The following is a 16,682-nucleotide window of genomic DNA, read 5'->3' as shown; positions in this document are numbered from 1 at the left end:
GGTGGTCCGCGCGGAAGCGGACCACCACCGGTGCGCTCGGTCGGTCAGTTCTTCTTCTTGTGGACGGTCTTGCTGGTCAGGGTCCAGCTGTGGGACCGCACCGGGTGGCGGTGCTTGTCCCGGGCGCTGACCGTGACGGTGAACCGCGTGCCGTCCGGCAGCGGGGCCGACAGGTGGACGGACACCTTGTGGGTGGCCCGGTCGTAGGAGGTGACGGCCGTGACGTGGAGCTTCCTGGCGGCGGCTGCCGTGGGGCCGGGCAGGACGGTCACGGTCGCGGTGACGGAGGACAGGGCGGTGGCGGCGGGCAGGGCCGCGACGAGGGGGGTGGCCGCGTCGGCGGTGTGCGTCACCGAGGACGTGGTCACCTCCGAGGCGGTGGCCGGTGCGAGCATCCCGCTCGGGTTGTCGGCGGTGAGGACCGGGCCCACCCAGTAGTTCGCGGATCCGTAGGAGCTGTTCGGGAAGGCGGGGCCCGTGCCGTACCGGTAGAGCCCGTTGTGGTGCGCGGCGGTGTCGGCGGTGGCGGTCAGCGGATACGACTGGTGGGCCGCCGCGAAGTAGCCGCCGTCGACGGCGTAGTTGCCCTGCGGGGCGTGGTAGGAGACGACGTACGCGGTGTCGGCGGTGATGGCCACCGGGGTGGCGAAGGTCAGCGTCTGCCAGCCCGAGGCCGTCTCGTTCGTGAACGTGCCGCTGCCGAGCAGGGTGCCGTCGTCGCTCCACAGGCTGCCGGTGTGGGTGCCGGTGTTGCCGGTGCCCTTGTAGAAGGTGACGCCGGTGACCCAGCCGGCGGTCGACGAGGTGAACCTGGTGCCCAGTTCGACGGAGTTGGCGTCACCGGTCACGTCGGCGGTGGCCGGGACGGTGCCGGCGTTCCAGAGCGTGCAGGGGCAGGTGACCGCCGGCGGGGTGGAACCGGTGGTGAAGTTCCAGGTCACCGGGGCCGCCAGGGCGTTGCCCCACACGTCGGTGGCCTGCACGGACGCCGTGTAGGTGGTGTGCAGCGCCAGTTCGGTCGACGGGGTGAAGGTCGCCTTGTTCGCCGCGGGGAGCGTGACGGTGCCCGGCACGGCGCTGCCGCCGGGGTCCTTCACGGTGAACGTGAGGCTGTCCGCGTCGACGGCCGCGTTGAAGGTGGCCGACACCGGTGCGGTGATCGACGTGTTGACCGCCCCGGAGGTCGGGGACGTCGCCGTGACGGTGGGCGGGGCCGTGCCGGCCGTCGAGGTGTCGAGCACCGCGTCGACCCAGTAGTTGCTGCCGGAGGACTGCGAGGTCGGGAAGGCGCTGGTGGAGCTGTACCGGTAGACGCCGTTGCCGCCGTCGGTGCCGGACTTCAGTGCCGTGAGCGGGGCGAGGCCGGCGTCGCTGTCGGTGAAGTAGCCGCCGTCGTAGGAGTAGCCGCCGTTGGGGGCGAAGTAGGAGGCGACGTAGGTGGTGTTCGCCTTGACCGCCACCGGGGTGGGGAAGTTCAGCTGCTGCCAGCCGGAGGCCGTCTCGTTCGTGAAGGTGCCGGTGGCCAGGCGGGTGCCGGAGGCGGTCCACAGGCTGCCGGTGTGGGTGCCCGTGTTGGCGGGCGACTTGTAGAAGCGGACACCGGTGATCGAACCGGCCGCCGTGGTGCGGAACTTGACGCCCAGCTCCAACGAGCTGCCGTCGCCCGCGTTGACGGTGCCGGGCACGGCCGAGGCCGGCCAGACGGTGCAGGGGCAGGTCTGCGGGCCGACGGTCACCGGGAGGGTCGTGGCGGCGCCGATGTTGACGCTGTCGTCGACGGCGCGCACCTTGAGGGAGGCCGGCCCCGGTGTGGTCGGGGTCCAGGTGTACTTCCAGGAGGTGAGACCGGTGGCGGCGTTCCATGTGGCGCCGCCGTCCGTGGACACCTCCACGCGGGCGACCACTCCCCCGCCGGTGTCGGTGGCGGTGCCGGTGAGGGTGACGGGCTTCAGCGCCGGGAGGGTGGCACCCGAGGCGGGGCTCGTCACGGTGACCGCGGGTCCGGTGCCGTCGGTGGAGGCGGTGGCGGCGGCGAGGTTGCTCTGCGGGGTCTTCGGCTGGACGCCCATGTCGGCGAGGATGTTCACGGTCGCCTGCTGCATCCGGGCGTCCTCGGTGACCACCGTGTCGGCGGGGTCGTAGGTGGGGACATTGGTCAGTCCCCATGACCACTGCACGGTGCCGGAGCCGAACACCAGCGCCCCGGAGTCCTGGTCGCGGAACGCGACGAGGCTGTGCGTCGCGGTGCCGTTGCCGTAGACGTTGCCCCAGTCCAGGCGGTACTTGCCGTCGGTGATGTCCACCGTCGTGGAGGACAGGTCGATCGCCCCGGCCGGCCGGGTGCCGTTGGCGATGTCGCTGTCCCACTCGTAGCCGAGGGTGCCGGCCGGGAAGGTGGCGGTCTGGCCCGGTGTGAGGTTGGCGATCGAGGTGTTGCGCCACAGCCGGTTCCTGCCGTACGAGCCGGGGACCGTGATGGCGTCGTTGCGGTATCCGTTCACCGTGAACATGGAGCCGGTGAGGATGTTCGGCGGCTGGTAGGCCTGCCCGTACTGGGCGCCGGCCGGGTCCATCCAGGTGCCGGTCCAGCTGCCGCTGGGGTCGGCGATGCCGTTGTTCTGCGCCATCTTGGTCATCTTGTAACAGACCAGGGTGCGGTTCGCCGTGGTCGCGCCGTCGATGCTCGGGGCGAGGCGGGTCTTCCAGAAGACCTCGTTGCCGCTGAAGAAGGCCTCGCGCAGCCCGGCCTTGCGGGCCGCCAGCACGTTGGAGTACTGGCTCTGCGTCCAGTACTCGTCGTGGCCGGAGGACAGGTACACCTTGTGGTTCTTCAGCAGAGTGGCGCCGTTGGTGGAGACGTCCACACCGGACAGATAGCTCACGTCGTAGCCGTTGCGCTCCAGCCACGACAGCATCATGAACTCGGAGCCGTAGATGCCGTTGTCGCCGCCGATGTCCAGCGGCCGGTTGTAACTGACCTCGTAGGCGCGGCCGTCGGGCGCGGGGCCGGCGCCGCCGTACAGGTCCTGGCCGCCGTAGTCGTTGTAGGCCTGCCAGGTCTGGTCGCTGGTCTGCACGACGACGTCGGAGGTGCTGGAGTCCTTGCGGACGACGAACGGGTACGGCATCAGGCCGTCGCCGTCGGTCTGCGTGATGTTCGCGATGTACAGGCCGGACACGGCGTCGCCGGGCACGGTCCAGCTCGCGGTCACCGGCCAGTTGCCGCAGTCGACCAGGCCGGTGGCGCTCTCGGTGGTGCAGCTCCTGGGACCGGTCGTGTAGTTCGCCGGGTACGTCACCGCGGCCTGCGCCGCCGTCGACACCTCCCGGGCGCCGTCACCGCCGTACCAGCCCAGCCGGTAGATCTCGATGCGGTACGGGGTCTTCGACTGGACCTTGAACTGGACCGTGTCGCCCGCCTGGACGCTCTCCTTGGTGGTGAACCCCTTGATGTCACCGTAGGCGTTGGCCGAGAACCAGTCGGACTTCGGGCTGCCCGGTTTGGAGTTCTCGCAGACGACCGGGTTCGATCCCGCACCGCACGGATCGGTGACCGCCTGGGCGGGGACGGCCTGCGGTAGCACTGTCCAGATCAACGCTGCGACGACGGCGAGGCGCCCGCCCCGCAGCCGTCTGCTCCAACTGTTCATGAGTACCTCTCAGCGGTGCTGTGCAGGACCGACCCGTGCGGTCGGGGTGGAGCGGGGATGGTTCAGCAGGCGAGCGCCGCGGTGAGCACGTCCACGACCCGCTGCTGCTGGTCGGGGGTGATCTGCGGGTAGAGCGGAAGCGACAGGATCCGCTCGGCCGCCTTCTCGGCGTTCGGGAAGTCGCCCGGGGAGTGGCCGAGATGGCGGTACGCCGGGGTGAGGTGGACGGGTTGCGGATAGTGCACGCCCGCGCCGATGCCCTCGGCGCCCAGCTTGCCGACCACGTCGTCGCGGTCCGCGCCGGTGATCTGGACGACGTACAGGTGCCAGACGTGGACATTGCCGGGCGCCGTCACCGGCAGGACGACCCGGCCGCCGGCCGCCAGGCCGGTGAGCAGCGCGTCGTAGCGGGCGGCGGCCGCGCGGCGGGCCGCGTTGCCGTCCGTGAGGCGGGCCAGCTTCGCGCGCAGGACGACGGCCTGCAGTCCGTCCAGGCGGCTGTTGAAGCCGGGCACGTCGTGGCGGTACTTGGCGACGCCGCCGTGGTTGGCGATCGCACGGACCAGGTCGGCGCGTTCCTCGTCGTCGGTGAGGACCGCGCCCGCGTCGCCGTAGGCGCCCAGGTTCTTGCCCGGGTAGAAGCTGGTGGCGGCGATGGAGCCGCTGCCCGGTGTGCGGCCGCCACAGCTGGCGCCCTGGCACTGCGCGGCGTCCTCGACGACGCGGACATGGCCGGGGAGCCGGCCGGTCAGCGCGGTGACGTCGGACATCTGACCGTACAGGTGCACCGGCACCACCGCGCGGGTGGCCGGGCCGACCGCGTCCAGCGCGGCCTGCGGATCCAGCAGATGGCTGTCGGGCAGGCAGTCCGCGAGGACCGGGCGGGCGCCGATGCGGGCCACCGCGCCGACGGTGGCGATGAACGTGTTGGCGGGCACCACGACCTCGTCGCCGGGCCCCACCCCGCCGGCCCGCAGGGCGAGTTCGACGGCGTCGGTGCCGTTGGCGACGCCCACGCAGTGCGCGACGCGGCCGAAGTCGGCGTACTCGCGCTCGAAGAGGCGGACCTCCTCCCCGCCGATGAACGCCGTGTTCGCCAGGACGCGTTCGAAGCCGGCCCGTACCTCGTCGGCGACCTCCGCGTGGGCCGCCTTCAGGTCCACCAGTGGAATCCGGTTCATGCGTGTGGTCCCCCCATTGCTCTCAGCGCGAGTTCGTCCAGCGCCGGGGCGGCCGCCTCGCGCAGCCGCCGGGCCGGGCTCCCCACCCAGACCTCTCCCGGCGGTACGTCGCCGAGCACGGTGCTCCCCATCCCGATCTGCGACCAGGCGCCGACCGTGGTGCCCTCCCGGACCAGGGCCCCGGAGCCCACATAGCTGCCCGTGGCCAGCCGCACTCCCCCGCCCAGGCACACACCGGACGCGACGGTGGCGAAGTCCTCGACGACGTCGTCGTGGGTGAGGACGGTGTGCGGCATCACCGCGACGTGCGCGCCCACCCGTACGGCGGCCGTCAGCGCGCAGTGCGCGAGCAGCACCGAGCCGGGGCCGACGCGCGAGGTCGCCGAGACGGCCGCGGTCGGGTGGACCACGGTGGCGTAGCGGTCCTCGGGCAGGTCGAGCCGGCGCACCAGGCGGGCGCGGGCGCCGTAGTCGCGCGGGTTGCCCACGCAGATCACCACGTCGGCGTCGGGCAGGTCGTGGACCAGGTCCGTGCCGCCGAGGACGGGCAGGCCGTCGACGTCGGTGCCGTGCAGGGCCCGGTTGTCGTCGAGGTGCCCGAGCAGCGTGACCTCGCCCGCGTCCCGTACGGCCTGCGCGGTCTCCCGGGCGAAGCCGCCGGCGCCGATGATCAGCAGCGTGTTCATCGTGCGGCCTGGGCGCGCAGAGCGGCCACCACGCGGTCCTGCTGGACCTCGGTCATCGTGTGGAACAGCGGCAGGATCAGCGAGTCGCGGCTGATCCGTTCGGTGACCGGCAGCGGCGCGCCGTGGTGGCCGGCGTAGGCGGGTTCGAGGTGTGCGGCCATGATGCCGCGGCGGGCGGAGACGCCGGCCGCGGCGAGCGCGGCGAGCAGGTCGTCCCGGCCGACGGGGAAGTCCGGCTCGAGCAGCACCCAGTAGGACTGGAAGTTGCTCTCGCCGTGCTCGGGGTCGCGGACCGGGGTGAGGCCCGGGATGTCCCGCAGCAACGCCTCGTAGCGGGCCGCCAGTTCCCGGCGGCGGTTGATCATCGCGTCGAGTTTGCCGAGCTGGACCAGGCCGACCGCGGCCTGGATGTCCGTCATCCGGTAGTTGTAGCCGACCTCGAGATAGCTCTCCAGGACGGGCTTGTCGCTGGCGTGACGCTCGGCCGCCGAGGCGTTCATGCCGTGTTCGCGCAGCCGGCGCAGACGGGCCGCCCATCCGGCGTCGTCGGTGGTGATCATGCCGCCCTCGCCGGTGGTGACGATCTTGCGGGGGTGGAAGGACCAGGCCGCGACCAGGGCGCCCTGTCCGACGGGCTTGCCGCCGGCCGTGGAGCCGATGGCGCAGGCCGCGTCCTCGACCAGCGGGATCTGCCAGTCGGCGCAGGCGGCGCGCAGGGCGTGCACGTCGGCCGGGACGCCGCCCTGGTGGACGGCGAGGACGGCCCGGGTGCGCGGGGTGCGGACCGCGTCCACGGTGTCCGTGGTCAGGTTGCCGGTGGCCGGGTCCACGTCCGCGAACACCGGCTCGGCGCCGACGTGGCGCACCGCGTTGGCGGTGGCGATGAAGGACAGCGAGGGCACCACGACCTGGTCGCCGGGCCCGAGTCCGAGGGCGACGAGGGACAGGTGCAGGGCGGTGGTGCAGGAGCTGACCGCGACGGCGTGCTCGGCGCCGACGCGCTCGGCGAAGGCCCGCTCGAAGGCGGCGACCCGGGGGCCCTGGGCGACCCAGCCGGACAGTACGGCCTCGGAGGCGGCCCGGGCCTCCTCCTCGCCCAGCCAGGGGATCATCACGGGGATGCGGTCGGTGCTCACTTGGCCGCCTCCCGCTCCGCACGCCACCACGCGACCAGGTCCTTGAGCCCGGTGCGCAGGTCGATGTGGGCGGTGAAGCCGAGCCGCTCGGCGGCCCGGCTGGTGTCGGCGAGGCGCCGGACCACGTTGTTCACGGTGCGGGCGGGGCCGTACTCGGGCTCCAGGCCGGTGGCGCCCATCGCCTCCAGCAGGCCCTCGGCCAGCTCCTTCAGCGAGGTCTCCGTGCCGCCGGCGACGTTGAACACCTCGTCGGTGACCGGGGACTCGGCGGCCAGCACATTGGCGCGGGCGATGTCGCGGACGTCGACGAAGTCCATGGTCTGGGTGCCGTCACCGAGGATCAGCGGCGGCTCGCCCGCCTCGATGCGTTCCATCCAGCGGATGAGCACCTCGGTGTACAGGCCGTGGATGTCCATCCGGGGGCCGTACACGTTGAAGTAGCGCAGGGCCACGTAATCGAGCCCGAACATGGCGTGGAAGCTGCGCAGCATGCCCTCGTTGAAGGCCTTGGCGGCGCCGTAGAACGTGTCGTTGTTGTAGGGGTGGTGGCGCTCGGTCGTCGGGAACTTCTCGGCCATGCCGTAGACGGACGCCGAGGACGAGGCGACGATCTTGGAGACGCCGGCGTCGACCGCCGCCTCCAGGACGTTGAAGGTGCCGTCGACCATCACCTCGTTGGCGAGCCGGGGTTCCTCGGCGCACTGCGTGATGCGGATCGCGGCGAGGTGGAACACCAGGTCGGCGCCCTCGGTGACCTTGCGGACCAGGGCGGCGTCACGGATGTCGCCCTCGACGACCCGCACGGTGTTGCTCCTAAGTGCCTGGGCGAGGTTGGCCATGCGCCCGCGCACGAAGTTGTCGAGCACGACGATCTCGCGGGCACCGCCCTCGGCCAGGAGGTCGACCAGGTGCGAGCCGATGGTGCCCGCCCCTCCGGTGACCAGGATCTTCTTGCCTCGTACGCTGCTCAACTGCTTGGCCCTCTCGCTGATGTGGAACGTCAGTGCGCGGCGCTGGAACGGACGTCAGTGGCCGGCGCGCAGGCCGACGACGGCGCCCTTGAACTGAAGGCTCCGGGAGGCCGCTTCGAGAATGTCCAGCACGCGCAGGCCCGCGCGGCCGTCGGTCAGCGGCGCCCGCCGGTGCCGGATCGCGTCGGCGAACTCCTCGGCCATGCCGCGCAGGGCTTCGCGCTCGGCGATCGCGGGGGCGACCATGTCCCCGGAGCGGTACGAGACGAGCATGTCGCGGCGCTCGTCCGCACCGATCTCCTGCGGCGCGGCCAGGTCCACGCCCCGGTCGTAGATCGCCACCCGTTGCAGCGGGTTGAGGTCGTCCCACACCAGGGTGCGTTTGGCGCCGCCCACCATGGTGGTGCGCACCTTCGTCGGGGAGAGCCAGTTGACGTGCACGTGGGCGATGGCCCCCGTGTTGAGCTGCAGCGTCAGATAGGCCACGCAGGCCTGGCCCGCGCCGATCGGGTCGGCCCCGTGGGCGGCGACGGCGACCGGCTCGACGTGGCCGGGGAGGATGAAGTCCAGGATGGACAGGTCGTGCGGGGCCAGGTCCCACAGCACGTCGATGTCCTTCTGGACGAGCCCGAGGTTGATGCGCACCGAGTCGACGAAGTGGATCTCGCCGAGTTCCCCGGAGTGGACCGCCTCCCGGATGCGGCCCACGGCGGGCGTGTAGCAGTAGGTGTGGTCGCACATCAGGGTCAGGCCGCGCTCCCGCGCCTCGTTCACCAGGCGCAGCCCGTCGGCGTAGGTGGCCGCGAGGGGTTTCTCCACGAGGACGTGCTTGCCGGCGCGCAGGGCGGCCAGGGCGATGTCGAGGTGGGTGCCGGCGGGCGTGGCCACGGCGACGGCGTCCACCTCCGGATCGGCGAGGACGGCCGCGTAGTCCGCGGTGGCCTGCACGGTCGAGTAACCGCCGAGGACCCGCTGGGCGCGGTCCACGTCGAGGTCGCACAGCCAGCGCAGCCGGAACCGGTCACTGGCCTGGAAGTTGCGGACGAGGTTGGGGCCCCAGTAGCCGGCCCCGACGACGGCGACCCCCAACGGCTCCTGCGTCACGGCGTTCCTCTTTCCCTGGCTCATCAGTAGGCCCCCGTTCCGCGCACCACGGCCGAGCCGGTGCGCAGCAGGATCGACAGGTCGAGGCCCATCGACCAGTTGTCCACGTATCCGAGATCGAGCCGGACCGCCTCGTCCCAGGGCAGGTCGGAGCGGCCGCTGACCTGCCACAGCCCGGTGAGACCGGGTTTGACCAGCAGCCGGCGCTTGATGTCCGGCGTGTACTCCTCCACCTCCTCGGGGAGCGGAGGGCGGGGGCCCACGAGCGACATGTGGCCCTTGACCACGTTGATCAGCTGCGGCAGTTCGTCGAGCGAGCTGCGGCGCAGGAACGAGCCGACGCGGGTGACGCGCGGGTCCTTCTTCACCTTGAACAGCAGTCCGTCGCTGTTGCTGTTGAGGTGCTCCAGCTCGGCCCGCAGGGCGTCCGCGTCCTGCCGCATGGTGCGGAACTTCAGCATGGTGAAGTGGTCGCCGTAGCGGCCCACCCGCTGCTGCCGGTACAGGGCCGGTCCGGTGCTGTCCAGCCGGACGATCAGGGCGATCAGCAGCAGGGGCAGCCCGAACAACAGCAGGAGCGCCGCCGCGAGCGTACGGTCCAGCGCCTCCTTGGGCAGCCGGGAGAGCCGGGAGAGGTTCGGCGCCTGGACGCGCAACAGCGGCACGCCGTTGGTGGGGCGCACGGCCAGGCGGGCGGCGGACACGTCGGTCAGGACGGGCGCCAGCAGGAAGTCCGCGGCGTGGACGGCGGCCGTCCACGACATGCGGCGCAGGACGGCGGCGTCGAACTCCGGGGCCGGGAGCACCACCACGGTGCCGATGCCCATGGCCCGGATGACGTCGTCCAGGTCGCCGGCGCCGCCCAGGACGGGCACCCCCAGCCGGCGGATCTGTGTGCTGTGGTCGGCGTCGCTCACGCACGCGCCGGCGACGTGCAGGGCGCGTGCGCCGCCGGTGCGCCGCAGGACGGCGGCCAGCTCCAGGACCCCGCGCGAGGGCCCGACCAGGAGCGTCGCGCTGCGGTCGCGCCCCCGCGCCCAGCGCCGGTGCAGCCGGCGGCGCAGTGCGTAACGGAGCGGCAGCGCGAAGGCGATCGCCGGCACCGCGGCCGTCGTCATGTCATGCAGGAACCCCGCATCGCGGGTGAACACCCAGTAGGTGGCCGCCAGCGCGGGCAGCAGGGCGGCGCCGCGCAGCACACGAAGGTATTCCTCGGCCCCCAGACCGAGGGCGCCGCGCTCGTAGGTGCGGTGGGCGAGCATCGCCACGATCCACAGCGGCGGCAGCACCAGCGCCACCGCCCAGCGGCCGTACGCCCCGTGAATCACCAGGGCGGCGGCCAGGGACGCGAACACGTCCGCGGCCAGCAGAGCTCTTCGGTATGTGCGTTCCCAGCGTCTTCGACGAGCATCTGGACGTCTATGTTCCACGACCAGGTGCTCATGCGTCATCTCAATGGTCATGGACCCCCCACCACCACATGCGCAACTATGCCTGAGCCAACGAAAACCGGGCATGCGGTCGCGAGACCCGCAGCCGGGAATGGATCGGCGCCGCTGTGTCTCCTCAGCCCAACGGCACTGAAAAACAAGGGAGTCTCAGCGGTTCCCCAACCGCTTCACGCCCCCCGCGTGCTGGCCGGCTGCCTGTTTCGGCCTCCGGTCCCCCAACGCCGTTCCCCTGACGTGCAGCCAGGGTCTGGTTTCCCTCCCAAACCGGTCCGGCGGACCTCAATCTAGACCACGGGACGCAGTCCCGGGAACAGTTGGACGAAACACGCAGCGCAACGGGATGCCGGGGGGCATACTGCCCGGGTGACGAGCATCGTGATCCCGGCGCACAACGAGGCGCGCGTCCTCGGCCGGCTCCTCGATGCTCTGCTGGCCGACGGCTTCGGGGACGACACCGACATCGTGGTCGTGTGCAACGGGTGCACGGACGACACCGCGCGCGTCGCGGCCGCCCGCGGTCCGCGCGTGCGGGTGGTCGAGATCCCCGTCCCCTCCAAGCACGCCGCGCTGCGGGCGGGTGACGACCACGCGCGCGGCTTCCCGCGCCTGTACGTGGACGCCGACGTGGTGCTCACGGCCGCCGACGTACGGGCGCTCACCACGCCCCTGGACGACGGCGCCGACGGCACCTTGCGGATCCTCGCCACCGCGCCACGGCGGCACATCCCGCTGGCCGCCTGCGCCTGGCCGGTGCGCGCCTACTACCGGGTGTGGCAGCGGCTGCCCGCGGTGCGCGAAGGGCTGTTCGGCCGGGGCGTCATCGCGCTGTCCAAGGCCGGGCACGACCGGATCGCCGTCCTGCCGCCGCTGATGGCGGACGACCTGGCCGCGTCGCTGGCGTTCGCCGCGCACGAGCGGCGCGTGGTCGGCGCGGCACAGGTCGTGGTCCATCCACCGCGCACCTGGCGGGATTTGATCAAACGGCGGGTCCGGGCGGCGGTGTCCACCGCGCAGGTCGAGCGGCAGGGCCCGCAGGGGTCCTCGGCGCGAACCGGACGATCGGACCTGACGGCGCTGCTGCGCGCGGAGCCATCACTCCTGCCGGGCGTCGTGGTCTTCGTCGCCGCGGCGCTGGTCGCCCGCCGGGGGGCGCGCAGGGCCATCCGCGCCGGGGACTTCGGCACCTGGCTGCGCGACGAGAGCAGCCGGCGGAACTGAGCGCACCGGGAGTCCTGCCACATGTACCTCACCGACCGTTCCGCACCGGCGCAGACGGGCGCCGACGCGGGCCGTATACGCGGCCGGCGGCCCGCAGTCGCCCCGGTCGTGCTCGTGCTCGGCACGGTCAGCCTGATCACCGACATCTCCTCGGAGATGGTCACCGCCGTCCTGCCGCTCTACCTGGTCAGCACGCTCGGCTTCAGCCCGCTGGGGTTCGGCACCCTGGACGGCATCTACAACGGCGTCAGCGCGCTGGTGCAGCTCACCGGCGGCCACCTCGCCGACCGGGTGCGCGGCCACAAGCTGATGGCCGGGCTCGGCTACGGGCTCTCGGCGCTGTGCAAGCCGCTGCTGCTGCTCGCCGGCAGCCTCGGCACGCTCGGCACCGTCCTGGCGCTGGAGAGGACCGGCAAGGGCCTGCGCACCGCCCCGCGCGACGCGATGATCTCCCTGTCCACGCCGGCCGCGAACCAGGGCCGGGCGTTCGGCGTGCACCGGGCGATGGACACCACCGGCGCCATGCTCGGCCCGCTGACGGCCTTCCTCATCCTGCGCGCTGCCGCCGACGGCTACGACGCCGTGTTCGGCGTGAGCACGTGCGTGGCGGTGCTGGGGGTGCTGGTCCTGGTGCTGTTCGTACCGGGGCGGCGGCAGCCGGGGCGGACGGAGGAGGCCGGCCCGCCGCGCCCCAAGCCGTCCGTGGGCGAGGCGCTCGCCCTGCTGCGCCTGCCGCGGCTGCGGGCGCTCGCCGGCTGTGCCGCGCTGCTCGGTCTGACCACCGTCAGCGACGCCTTCCTCTATCTGCTGCTGCAACGGCGGGCCGGGGTCGGTGACGCGTGGTTCACGCTGCTGCCGCTGGGCACCGCCGTCGTGTTCCTGCTGCTGGCCGTGCCGATGGGCGCGCTGGCCGACCGGGTCGGGCGGCGCACCGTGTTCCTCGCCGGGCATCTGGCCCTGCTCGCCGCCTACGCCCTGCTGCTGTGGGCGCCGGCCGCGCCGGTCCTGGCGCCGGTCGTCCTCGCCCTGCACGGCACGTTCTACGCGGCCACCGACGGCGTCCTCCCGGCCGCCCTCGCCGGTGTCGTGCCCGAGCACCTGCGCGCCAGCGGCCTCGCCATCGTCGGCACCAGCCAGGCCCTGGCCCGCTTCTGCTGCTCGCTGGGCTTCGGCGCCGCGTGGACGATGTGGGGCGACGGCCCCGCGCTGGCCTGTTCGGCGGCCGGCCTGGTGTGCTGCGCCGTCGTCGCGGGCCTGGTGCTGCGGCCGGCGGACGGCACACGATGACCACGACATCCACCGGCTCCGCCGGCCCCGTTGGCCCCGCCGGAACGACGAACGCGAGGACCGGAATGACACCGCTGCGCCGCCGCCTGCTGATCCTCCTCGCCGCGGTGCTGCTGCTCGCCGGCCTCGGCACCGGCGTCGTCCTGCACGCCGCCGACCGCGCCGACCGGGCCGGCCGGGCGCAGTCGGGCGGTCCCGCCGTCACCGCGGGCACGCCTGCGCTCGGCCAGAAGGGCCGCCTGCTGTTCGTGAACGCGGCCGCCGGCCCGCACCGGGGCGCTCTCGCCTCCGTGCCGTCGGCCGATCCGGGGGGCAGGCGGATCGCGGCGAGCCTGAAGTGCGTCCGCTTCTACGCGGCGGCCGGCACGGGCGTCTGCCTCCAGTCCAACCCCGGCGTGCTCAAGCAGAGCAACCGCGCCCTGATCCTCGACGCCGGGCTGCGCACCGTGCGCACCTTCCCGCTCGCGGGCACCCCGAGCCGGGCCCGCGTCTCGCCCAGTGGCCGCTTCGCCGCGTGGACCGTCTTCGTCTCCGGCGAGTCGTACTCGTCGGCCTTCTTCTCCACCCGCACCTCCGTGCTGGACACCCGTACGATGCGGCTGACGCCCAGCCTGGAGACGTTCTCCGTCGTCAAGGACGGCAAGCCGTACCACGCCTCGGACGTCAACTTCTGGGGCGTCACGTTCGCCGCCGACGACGACACCTTCTACGCCACCCTGAACTCCGCCGGCCGCACCCACCTGGTCCGCGGTTCCCTCTCCCGGCGTACGGTGACCACCCTGGCGGAGAACGTGGAGTGCCCGTCGCTCTCCCCCGACGGGACCCGGGTCGCCTACAAGAGGCGGGTCCTGTCCGGTGCCTCGCTCTGGCACGAGTACGTCCTCGACCTCAAGACCTTGCGCCGGACGCCGCTCGCCGAACGCCACAGCGTCGACGACCAGGCCACCTGGCTCGACGACCGCACCCTCGTCTACACCCTGCCCGCCGACGGCAAGATCGGCGGCAGCGACCTGTGGAGCGTGCCGGCGGACGGCACGGGAAGCCCGAGGCTGCTGATCGCGGGCGCGTCGTCCCCGGCACCGCTGTAGCCCGCGGCCCGCCTGGTGGGCCCGGCTGGAGGGGCGCGGACCAGGGAGGGCGGACTCCCCTTCGAGACGGCCCAGTTCGAGCTGGCCGAGGGCAGTGTGCTGACCCTGGACGCCGACGGCTTCGCCACGGAGCTGATCGTCAGTGAGCTGGTCACCAACGCGATCCGCTACGGCAAGGGCCCGATCCAGCCGCGGCGGATACTCCGGTCCACGCTGACGTGCGAGGTCTTCGACACGAACAGCACCTCGCCGCACCTGCGCCACGCCCGCATCTCGGACGAGGGCGGCCGCGGCCTGCTGCTGGGCCGTCGAACGGGCCGGTTCGCTGGGGCGGTTGGCCGAGTATCCCGTCGACCATCTCGACGTCCACGCGGGACCCTGGCAGCAGCGGGCACTGGCCCACCGGCTCCCCTTCCTCATCCGGGCACCAGATCCCTCCGCCACCCCGTCACCGGGGCCGGCACCGGGCTTCCCGGCCGAGCAGGACCGCATGTCACGGCACCCGCACTTGCTGCCAAAGGAGATGGGCATGAGCACGTACGACTACGTCATCGTCGGTGCCGGTTCCGCGGGCTGTGTGCTCGCGGCACGCCTCTCGGAGGATCCGGAGGTCCGGGTGGCGCTGATCGAGGCCGGCGGTCCCGACACCGCGCAGGAGATCCATGTCCCGGCCGCCTTCCCGCAGTTGTTCAAATCGGCCCTGGACTGGGACCTGGACAGCGAGCCGGAGCCGGGGATCGGCGGGCGGCGGACCTACCTGCCCCGGGGCAAGGTGTTCGGCGGCTCCAGCTCGATCAACGCGATGATCTATATCCGCGGCAACCGCGCCGACTACGACGGCTGGGCCGCGGCCGGTGCCGACGGCTGGTCGTACGACGAGGTCCTGCCGTACTTCAAGAGCTCGGAGGACAACGAGCGCGGCGCGGACGAGTACCACGGCGCGGACGGGCCGCTGACCGTCAGCGACGGCCGGTCGCTGCACCCGCTCGCCTCGGTCTTCGTGCAGGCGGCCGTGCAGGCCGGGCACAAGGCGAACGACGACTTCAACGGCGAGACGCAGTTCGGTGTCGGCCGCTACCAGCTCACCCAGCGCGGCGGTCTGCGCTGCAGCGCCGCCGTCGCGTATCTGCACCCCGCGCTGGAGCGGCCGAACCTGACCGTGTTGCCGTCGGCCCTCGCCCACCGCGTAGTGGTCGAGGGCGGCCGGGCGACCGGTGTGGAGGTGGAGCGGGGCGGCACCGTCGAGGTGGTGCGCGCCGAACGCGAGGTGATCCTGTCCGCGGGCGCCTACGAGTCGCCGAAGCTGCTGATGCTGTCCGGGATCGGGCCGGCCGCCACCCTGTCCGCCTTCGGCATCGGCGTCGTCCAGGACCTGCCCGTCGGCGAGGGGCTGCAGGACCACTACATGACGCTGCTGAACTTCCGTACCGGCGTCGAGTCGCTCCTCACGGCGGCCACGCCGGAGAACGCCGCGCTGCTGCAGAGCGAGGGCCGCGGCCACCTCACCTCCAACCTCGGCGAGGCCGGCGGCTTCTTCCGCAGCCGGGACGACCTGGCCGCCCCGGACGTGCAGTTCCACGCCTCCCCCGTACTCTTCCACCAGGAGGGGCTCGGCGCACCCACCGAGCACGGCTTCGCCTTCGGCCCGTGTGTGCTCGCCCCGACCAGCCGCGGCACGGTCACCCTGCGCTCCCCGCGGCCCGACGCCGCGCCCCGGATCGTGCACAACTACCTCACCACCAGGCAGGACCGCGACGCCATCGTCGCCGGTCTGCGCATCGCCCTGGATATCGCGGCACAGCGGGCGGTGACCGACGTCGCGACGGGGCCGTACCTCGTCCCGGACTCGGACGCGGACGCGGATCTCCTCGCCTGGGCACAGCGCAACGGGCAGACGCTGTTCCACCCGACGTCGACGTGCGCGATCGGTGAGGTCGTCGACCCCGAGCTGCGTGTCCTCGGCGTGCCGGGCCTGCGCGTCGTGGACGCCTCGGTCTTCCCGACGGTGCCGCGCGGCAACACCAACGCACCGACCATCATGGCCGCGGAGAAGGCGGCCGGCCTCATCACGGGAGTCGGACGATAGCGAGTCCCGTCCTGCCGGCCGACCGCGCCCTCGCCCCCTACCGACGAGAAGAACCAGAACCTAACGAAGCACTCTAGGGCGCCTCCCTCGCGTCCCGACGGGCCCGGGCCGCCGTGATCAGGGCCTGCATGAGCCGTACGTCGGTTCCGGCCTCCGGATGCCACTGCACGCCCATGGCGAAACCACCGGCGCCGGGCAGCTCGACGGCCTCGACCGTGCCGTCCTCGGCGTGGCAGCTCGCCGTCAGGCCGTCGGCCAGCCGGTCCAGGGCCTGGTGGTGGTAGGTCGCCACGGTGACGGCCTCGGGCAGTACCGCGGCCAGCCGGGTGCCCGGCACCGGTTTGACGACGTGCCGGGCGAACACCCCGGGCGGGCCGCAGTGGCCGCCGTGTCCCACCACGTCCGGCAGGTGCTGTATGAGGGTGCCGCCGAGGGCCACGTTGAGCAGTTGCATGCCCCGGCAGACGCCGAGCAGCGGGGTGCCCCGCTCCAGCGCGGCGTCGATCAGGGCGAGTTCCCAGGCATCCCGCCGCTCGTGGGCGGGGCCGGTGCGCGGGTGGCGTGCGGCGCCGTAGCGGCGCGGGTCGACGTCGGGGCCGCCGGTGACGACCAGGCCGTCCAGGCGGGCGACGGTCTCCTCGGCGGCGCCCGGGTCGTCCGGCGGCAGCAGGAGAGCGAGCCCGCCGCAGCGCTGCACCAGCTCGTGGTAGCCGGCCGGGAGCACTGCGGCGGGCAGGTCCCACACGCCCCAGCGCACGGAGGACTCCAGGTAGGTGCTGATGCCGATGCAAGGCGTGGGCACGGGGGTCTTTCCTTCCGGGCGT

12 protein-coding genes and 1 pseudogene are annotated in these 16,682 nt (G+C 72.7%); 5 read left to right on the top strand and 8 right to left on the bottom strand.

What is annotated here, in order from left to right:
- Nucleotides 1-44 precede the first annotated feature (44 nt).
- The 7 genes from ACF1GV_RS11870 to ACF1GV_RS11840 all read right to left on the bottom strand — a co-directional run bounded on the left by ACF1GV_RS11870 (nucleotide 45) and on the right by ACF1GV_RS11840 (nucleotide 10,191).
- The gene (locus ACF1GV_RS11870) at nucleotides 45-3,650 is read right to left on the bottom strand and encodes a DUF4082 domain-containing protein (RefSeq protein WP_391678632.1); all 3,606 of its coding nucleotides are present in this window, start codon (nucleotides 3,648-3,650) and stop codon (nucleotides 45-47) included.
- A gap of 62 nt (nucleotides 3,651-3,712) precedes the next feature.
- A complete protein-coding gene (locus ACF1GV_RS11865; protein WP_391678635.1) occupies nucleotides 3,713-4,831 on the bottom strand; it encodes a DegT/DnrJ/EryC1/StrS family aminotransferase in 1,119 nt (372 codons plus the stop codon).
- Complete coding sequence (locus ACF1GV_RS11860; RefSeq protein WP_391678637.1) at nucleotides 4,828-5,517, bottom strand: acetyltransferase; 690 nt, start codon at nucleotides 5,515-5,517, stop codon at nucleotides 4,828-4,830. Before ACF1GV_RS11860 ends, ACF1GV_RS11865 begins: the two co-directional genes overlap by 4 nt.
- Nucleotides 5,514-6,653, bottom strand: coding sequence for a DegT/DnrJ/EryC1/StrS family aminotransferase (locus tag ACF1GV_RS11855; RefSeq protein WP_391678639.1), 1,140 nt, complete (start codon nucleotides 6,651-6,653; stop codon nucleotides 5,514-5,516). The genes ACF1GV_RS11860 and ACF1GV_RS11855 overlap by 4 nt, the downstream gene beginning before the upstream one ends.
- Nucleotides 6,650-7,624, bottom strand: a complete 975-nt coding sequence (locus ACF1GV_RS11850; RefSeq protein ID WP_391678640.1) for an SDR family NAD(P)-dependent oxidoreductase — start codon at nucleotides 7,622-7,624, stop codon at nucleotides 6,650-6,652. Before ACF1GV_RS11850 ends, ACF1GV_RS11855 begins: the two co-directional genes overlap by 4 nt.
- A gap of 54 nt (nucleotides 7,625-7,678) precedes the next feature.
- Nucleotides 7,679-8,728: a Gfo/Idh/MocA family protein gene (locus tag ACF1GV_RS11845; protein WP_391678642.1), complete on the bottom strand. Its 1,050-nt coding sequence runs from the start codon at nucleotides 8,726-8,728 to the stop codon at nucleotides 7,679-7,681.
- Nucleotides 8,729-8,751: 23 nt separating this feature from the next.
- Entirely contained in the window at nucleotides 8,752-10,191 is a 1,440-nt protein-coding gene (locus ACF1GV_RS11840) for a sugar transferase (protein ID WP_391678645.1), read from the bottom strand.
- 351 nt (nucleotides 10,192-10,542) lie between these two features.
- Here ACF1GV_RS11840 and ACF1GV_RS11835 point away from each other — a divergent pair, with 351 nt between their 5' ends.
- From ACF1GV_RS11835 to ACF1GV_RS11815, 5 genes and pseudogenes are all read left to right on the top strand, one after another.
- Nucleotides 10,543-11,397: a glycosyltransferase gene (locus ACF1GV_RS11835; RefSeq protein WP_391678646.1), complete on the top strand. Its 855-nt coding sequence runs from the start codon at nucleotides 10,543-10,545 to the stop codon at nucleotides 11,395-11,397.
- Nucleotides 11,398-11,418: 21 nt separating this feature from the next.
- Entirely contained in the window at nucleotides 11,419-12,684 is a 1,266-nt protein-coding gene (locus ACF1GV_RS11830; protein WP_391678647.1) for an MFS transporter, read from the top strand.
- A 65-nt stretch (nucleotides 12,685-12,749) separates the two neighbouring features.
- The gene (locus ACF1GV_RS11825) at nucleotides 12,750-13,772 is read left to right on the top strand and encodes a TolB family protein (RefSeq protein ID WP_391678648.1); all 1,023 of its coding nucleotides are present in this window, start codon (nucleotides 12,750-12,752) and stop codon (nucleotides 13,770-13,772) included.
- A gap of 120 nt (nucleotides 13,773-13,892) precedes the next feature.
- Nucleotides 13,893-14,075 (top strand): annotated as a pseudogene (locus ACF1GV_RS11820) (ATP-binding protein); the annotation flags it as partial.
- 226 nt (nucleotides 14,076-14,301) lie between these two features.
- Nucleotides 14,302-15,858 (top strand): GMC family oxidoreductase, encoded by a 1,557-nt coding sequence (locus ACF1GV_RS11815; RefSeq protein WP_391678649.1) that lies wholly within the window; start codon nucleotides 14,302-14,304, stop codon nucleotides 15,856-15,858.
- Between the two features lie 73 nt (nucleotides 15,859-15,931).
- Here the strand turns inward: ACF1GV_RS11815 and ACF1GV_RS11810 are convergent, their stop codons facing one another.
- On the bottom strand, nucleotides 15,932-16,660 hold the full coding sequence (locus tag ACF1GV_RS11810) for a gamma-glutamyl-gamma-aminobutyrate hydrolase family protein (protein ID WP_391678651.1): 729 nt from the start codon (nucleotides 16,658-16,660) through the stop codon (nucleotides 15,932-15,934).
- Between the last annotated feature and the right edge of the window lie 22 nt (nucleotides 16,661-16,682).

The organism is Streptomyces sp. NPDC014006 (assembly GCF_043088925.1).
Lineage (GTDB): Bacteria > Actinomycetota > Actinomycetes > Streptomycetales > Streptomycetaceae > Streptomyces.
The sequence above is the reverse complement of the archived record's forward strand: the minus strand, read 5'-3'. Positions and strand labels throughout refer to the sequence as shown.

Coding starts and splice junctions, on each gene's coding strand:
- ACF1GV_RS11860 (WP_391678637.1), bottom strand. CDS start 5,517: ATGAACACGCTGCTGATCATCGGCGCCGGCGGCTTCGCCCGGGAGACC.
- ACF1GV_RS11870 (WP_391678632.1), bottom strand. CDS start 3,650: ATGAACAGTTGGAGCAGACGGCTGCGGGGCGGGCGCCTCGCCGTCGTC.
- ACF1GV_RS11840 (WP_391678645.1), bottom strand. CDS start 10,191: ATGACCATTGAGATGACGCATGAGCACCTGGTCGTGGAACATAGACGT.
- ACF1GV_RS11830 (WP_391678647.1), top strand. CDS start 11,419: ATGTACCTCACCGACCGTTCCGCACCGGCGCAGACGGGCGCCGACGCG.
- ACF1GV_RS11815 (WP_391678649.1), top strand. CDS start 14,302: ATGAGCACGTACGACTACGTCATCGTCGGTGCCGGTTCCGCGGGCTGT.
- ACF1GV_RS11825 (WP_391678648.1), top strand. CDS start 12,750: ATGACACCGCTGCGCCGCCGCCTGCTGATCCTCCTCGCCGCGGTGCTG.
- ACF1GV_RS11865 (WP_391678635.1), bottom strand. CDS start 4,831: ATGAACCGGATTCCACTGGTGGACCTGAAGGCGGCCCACGCGGAGGTC.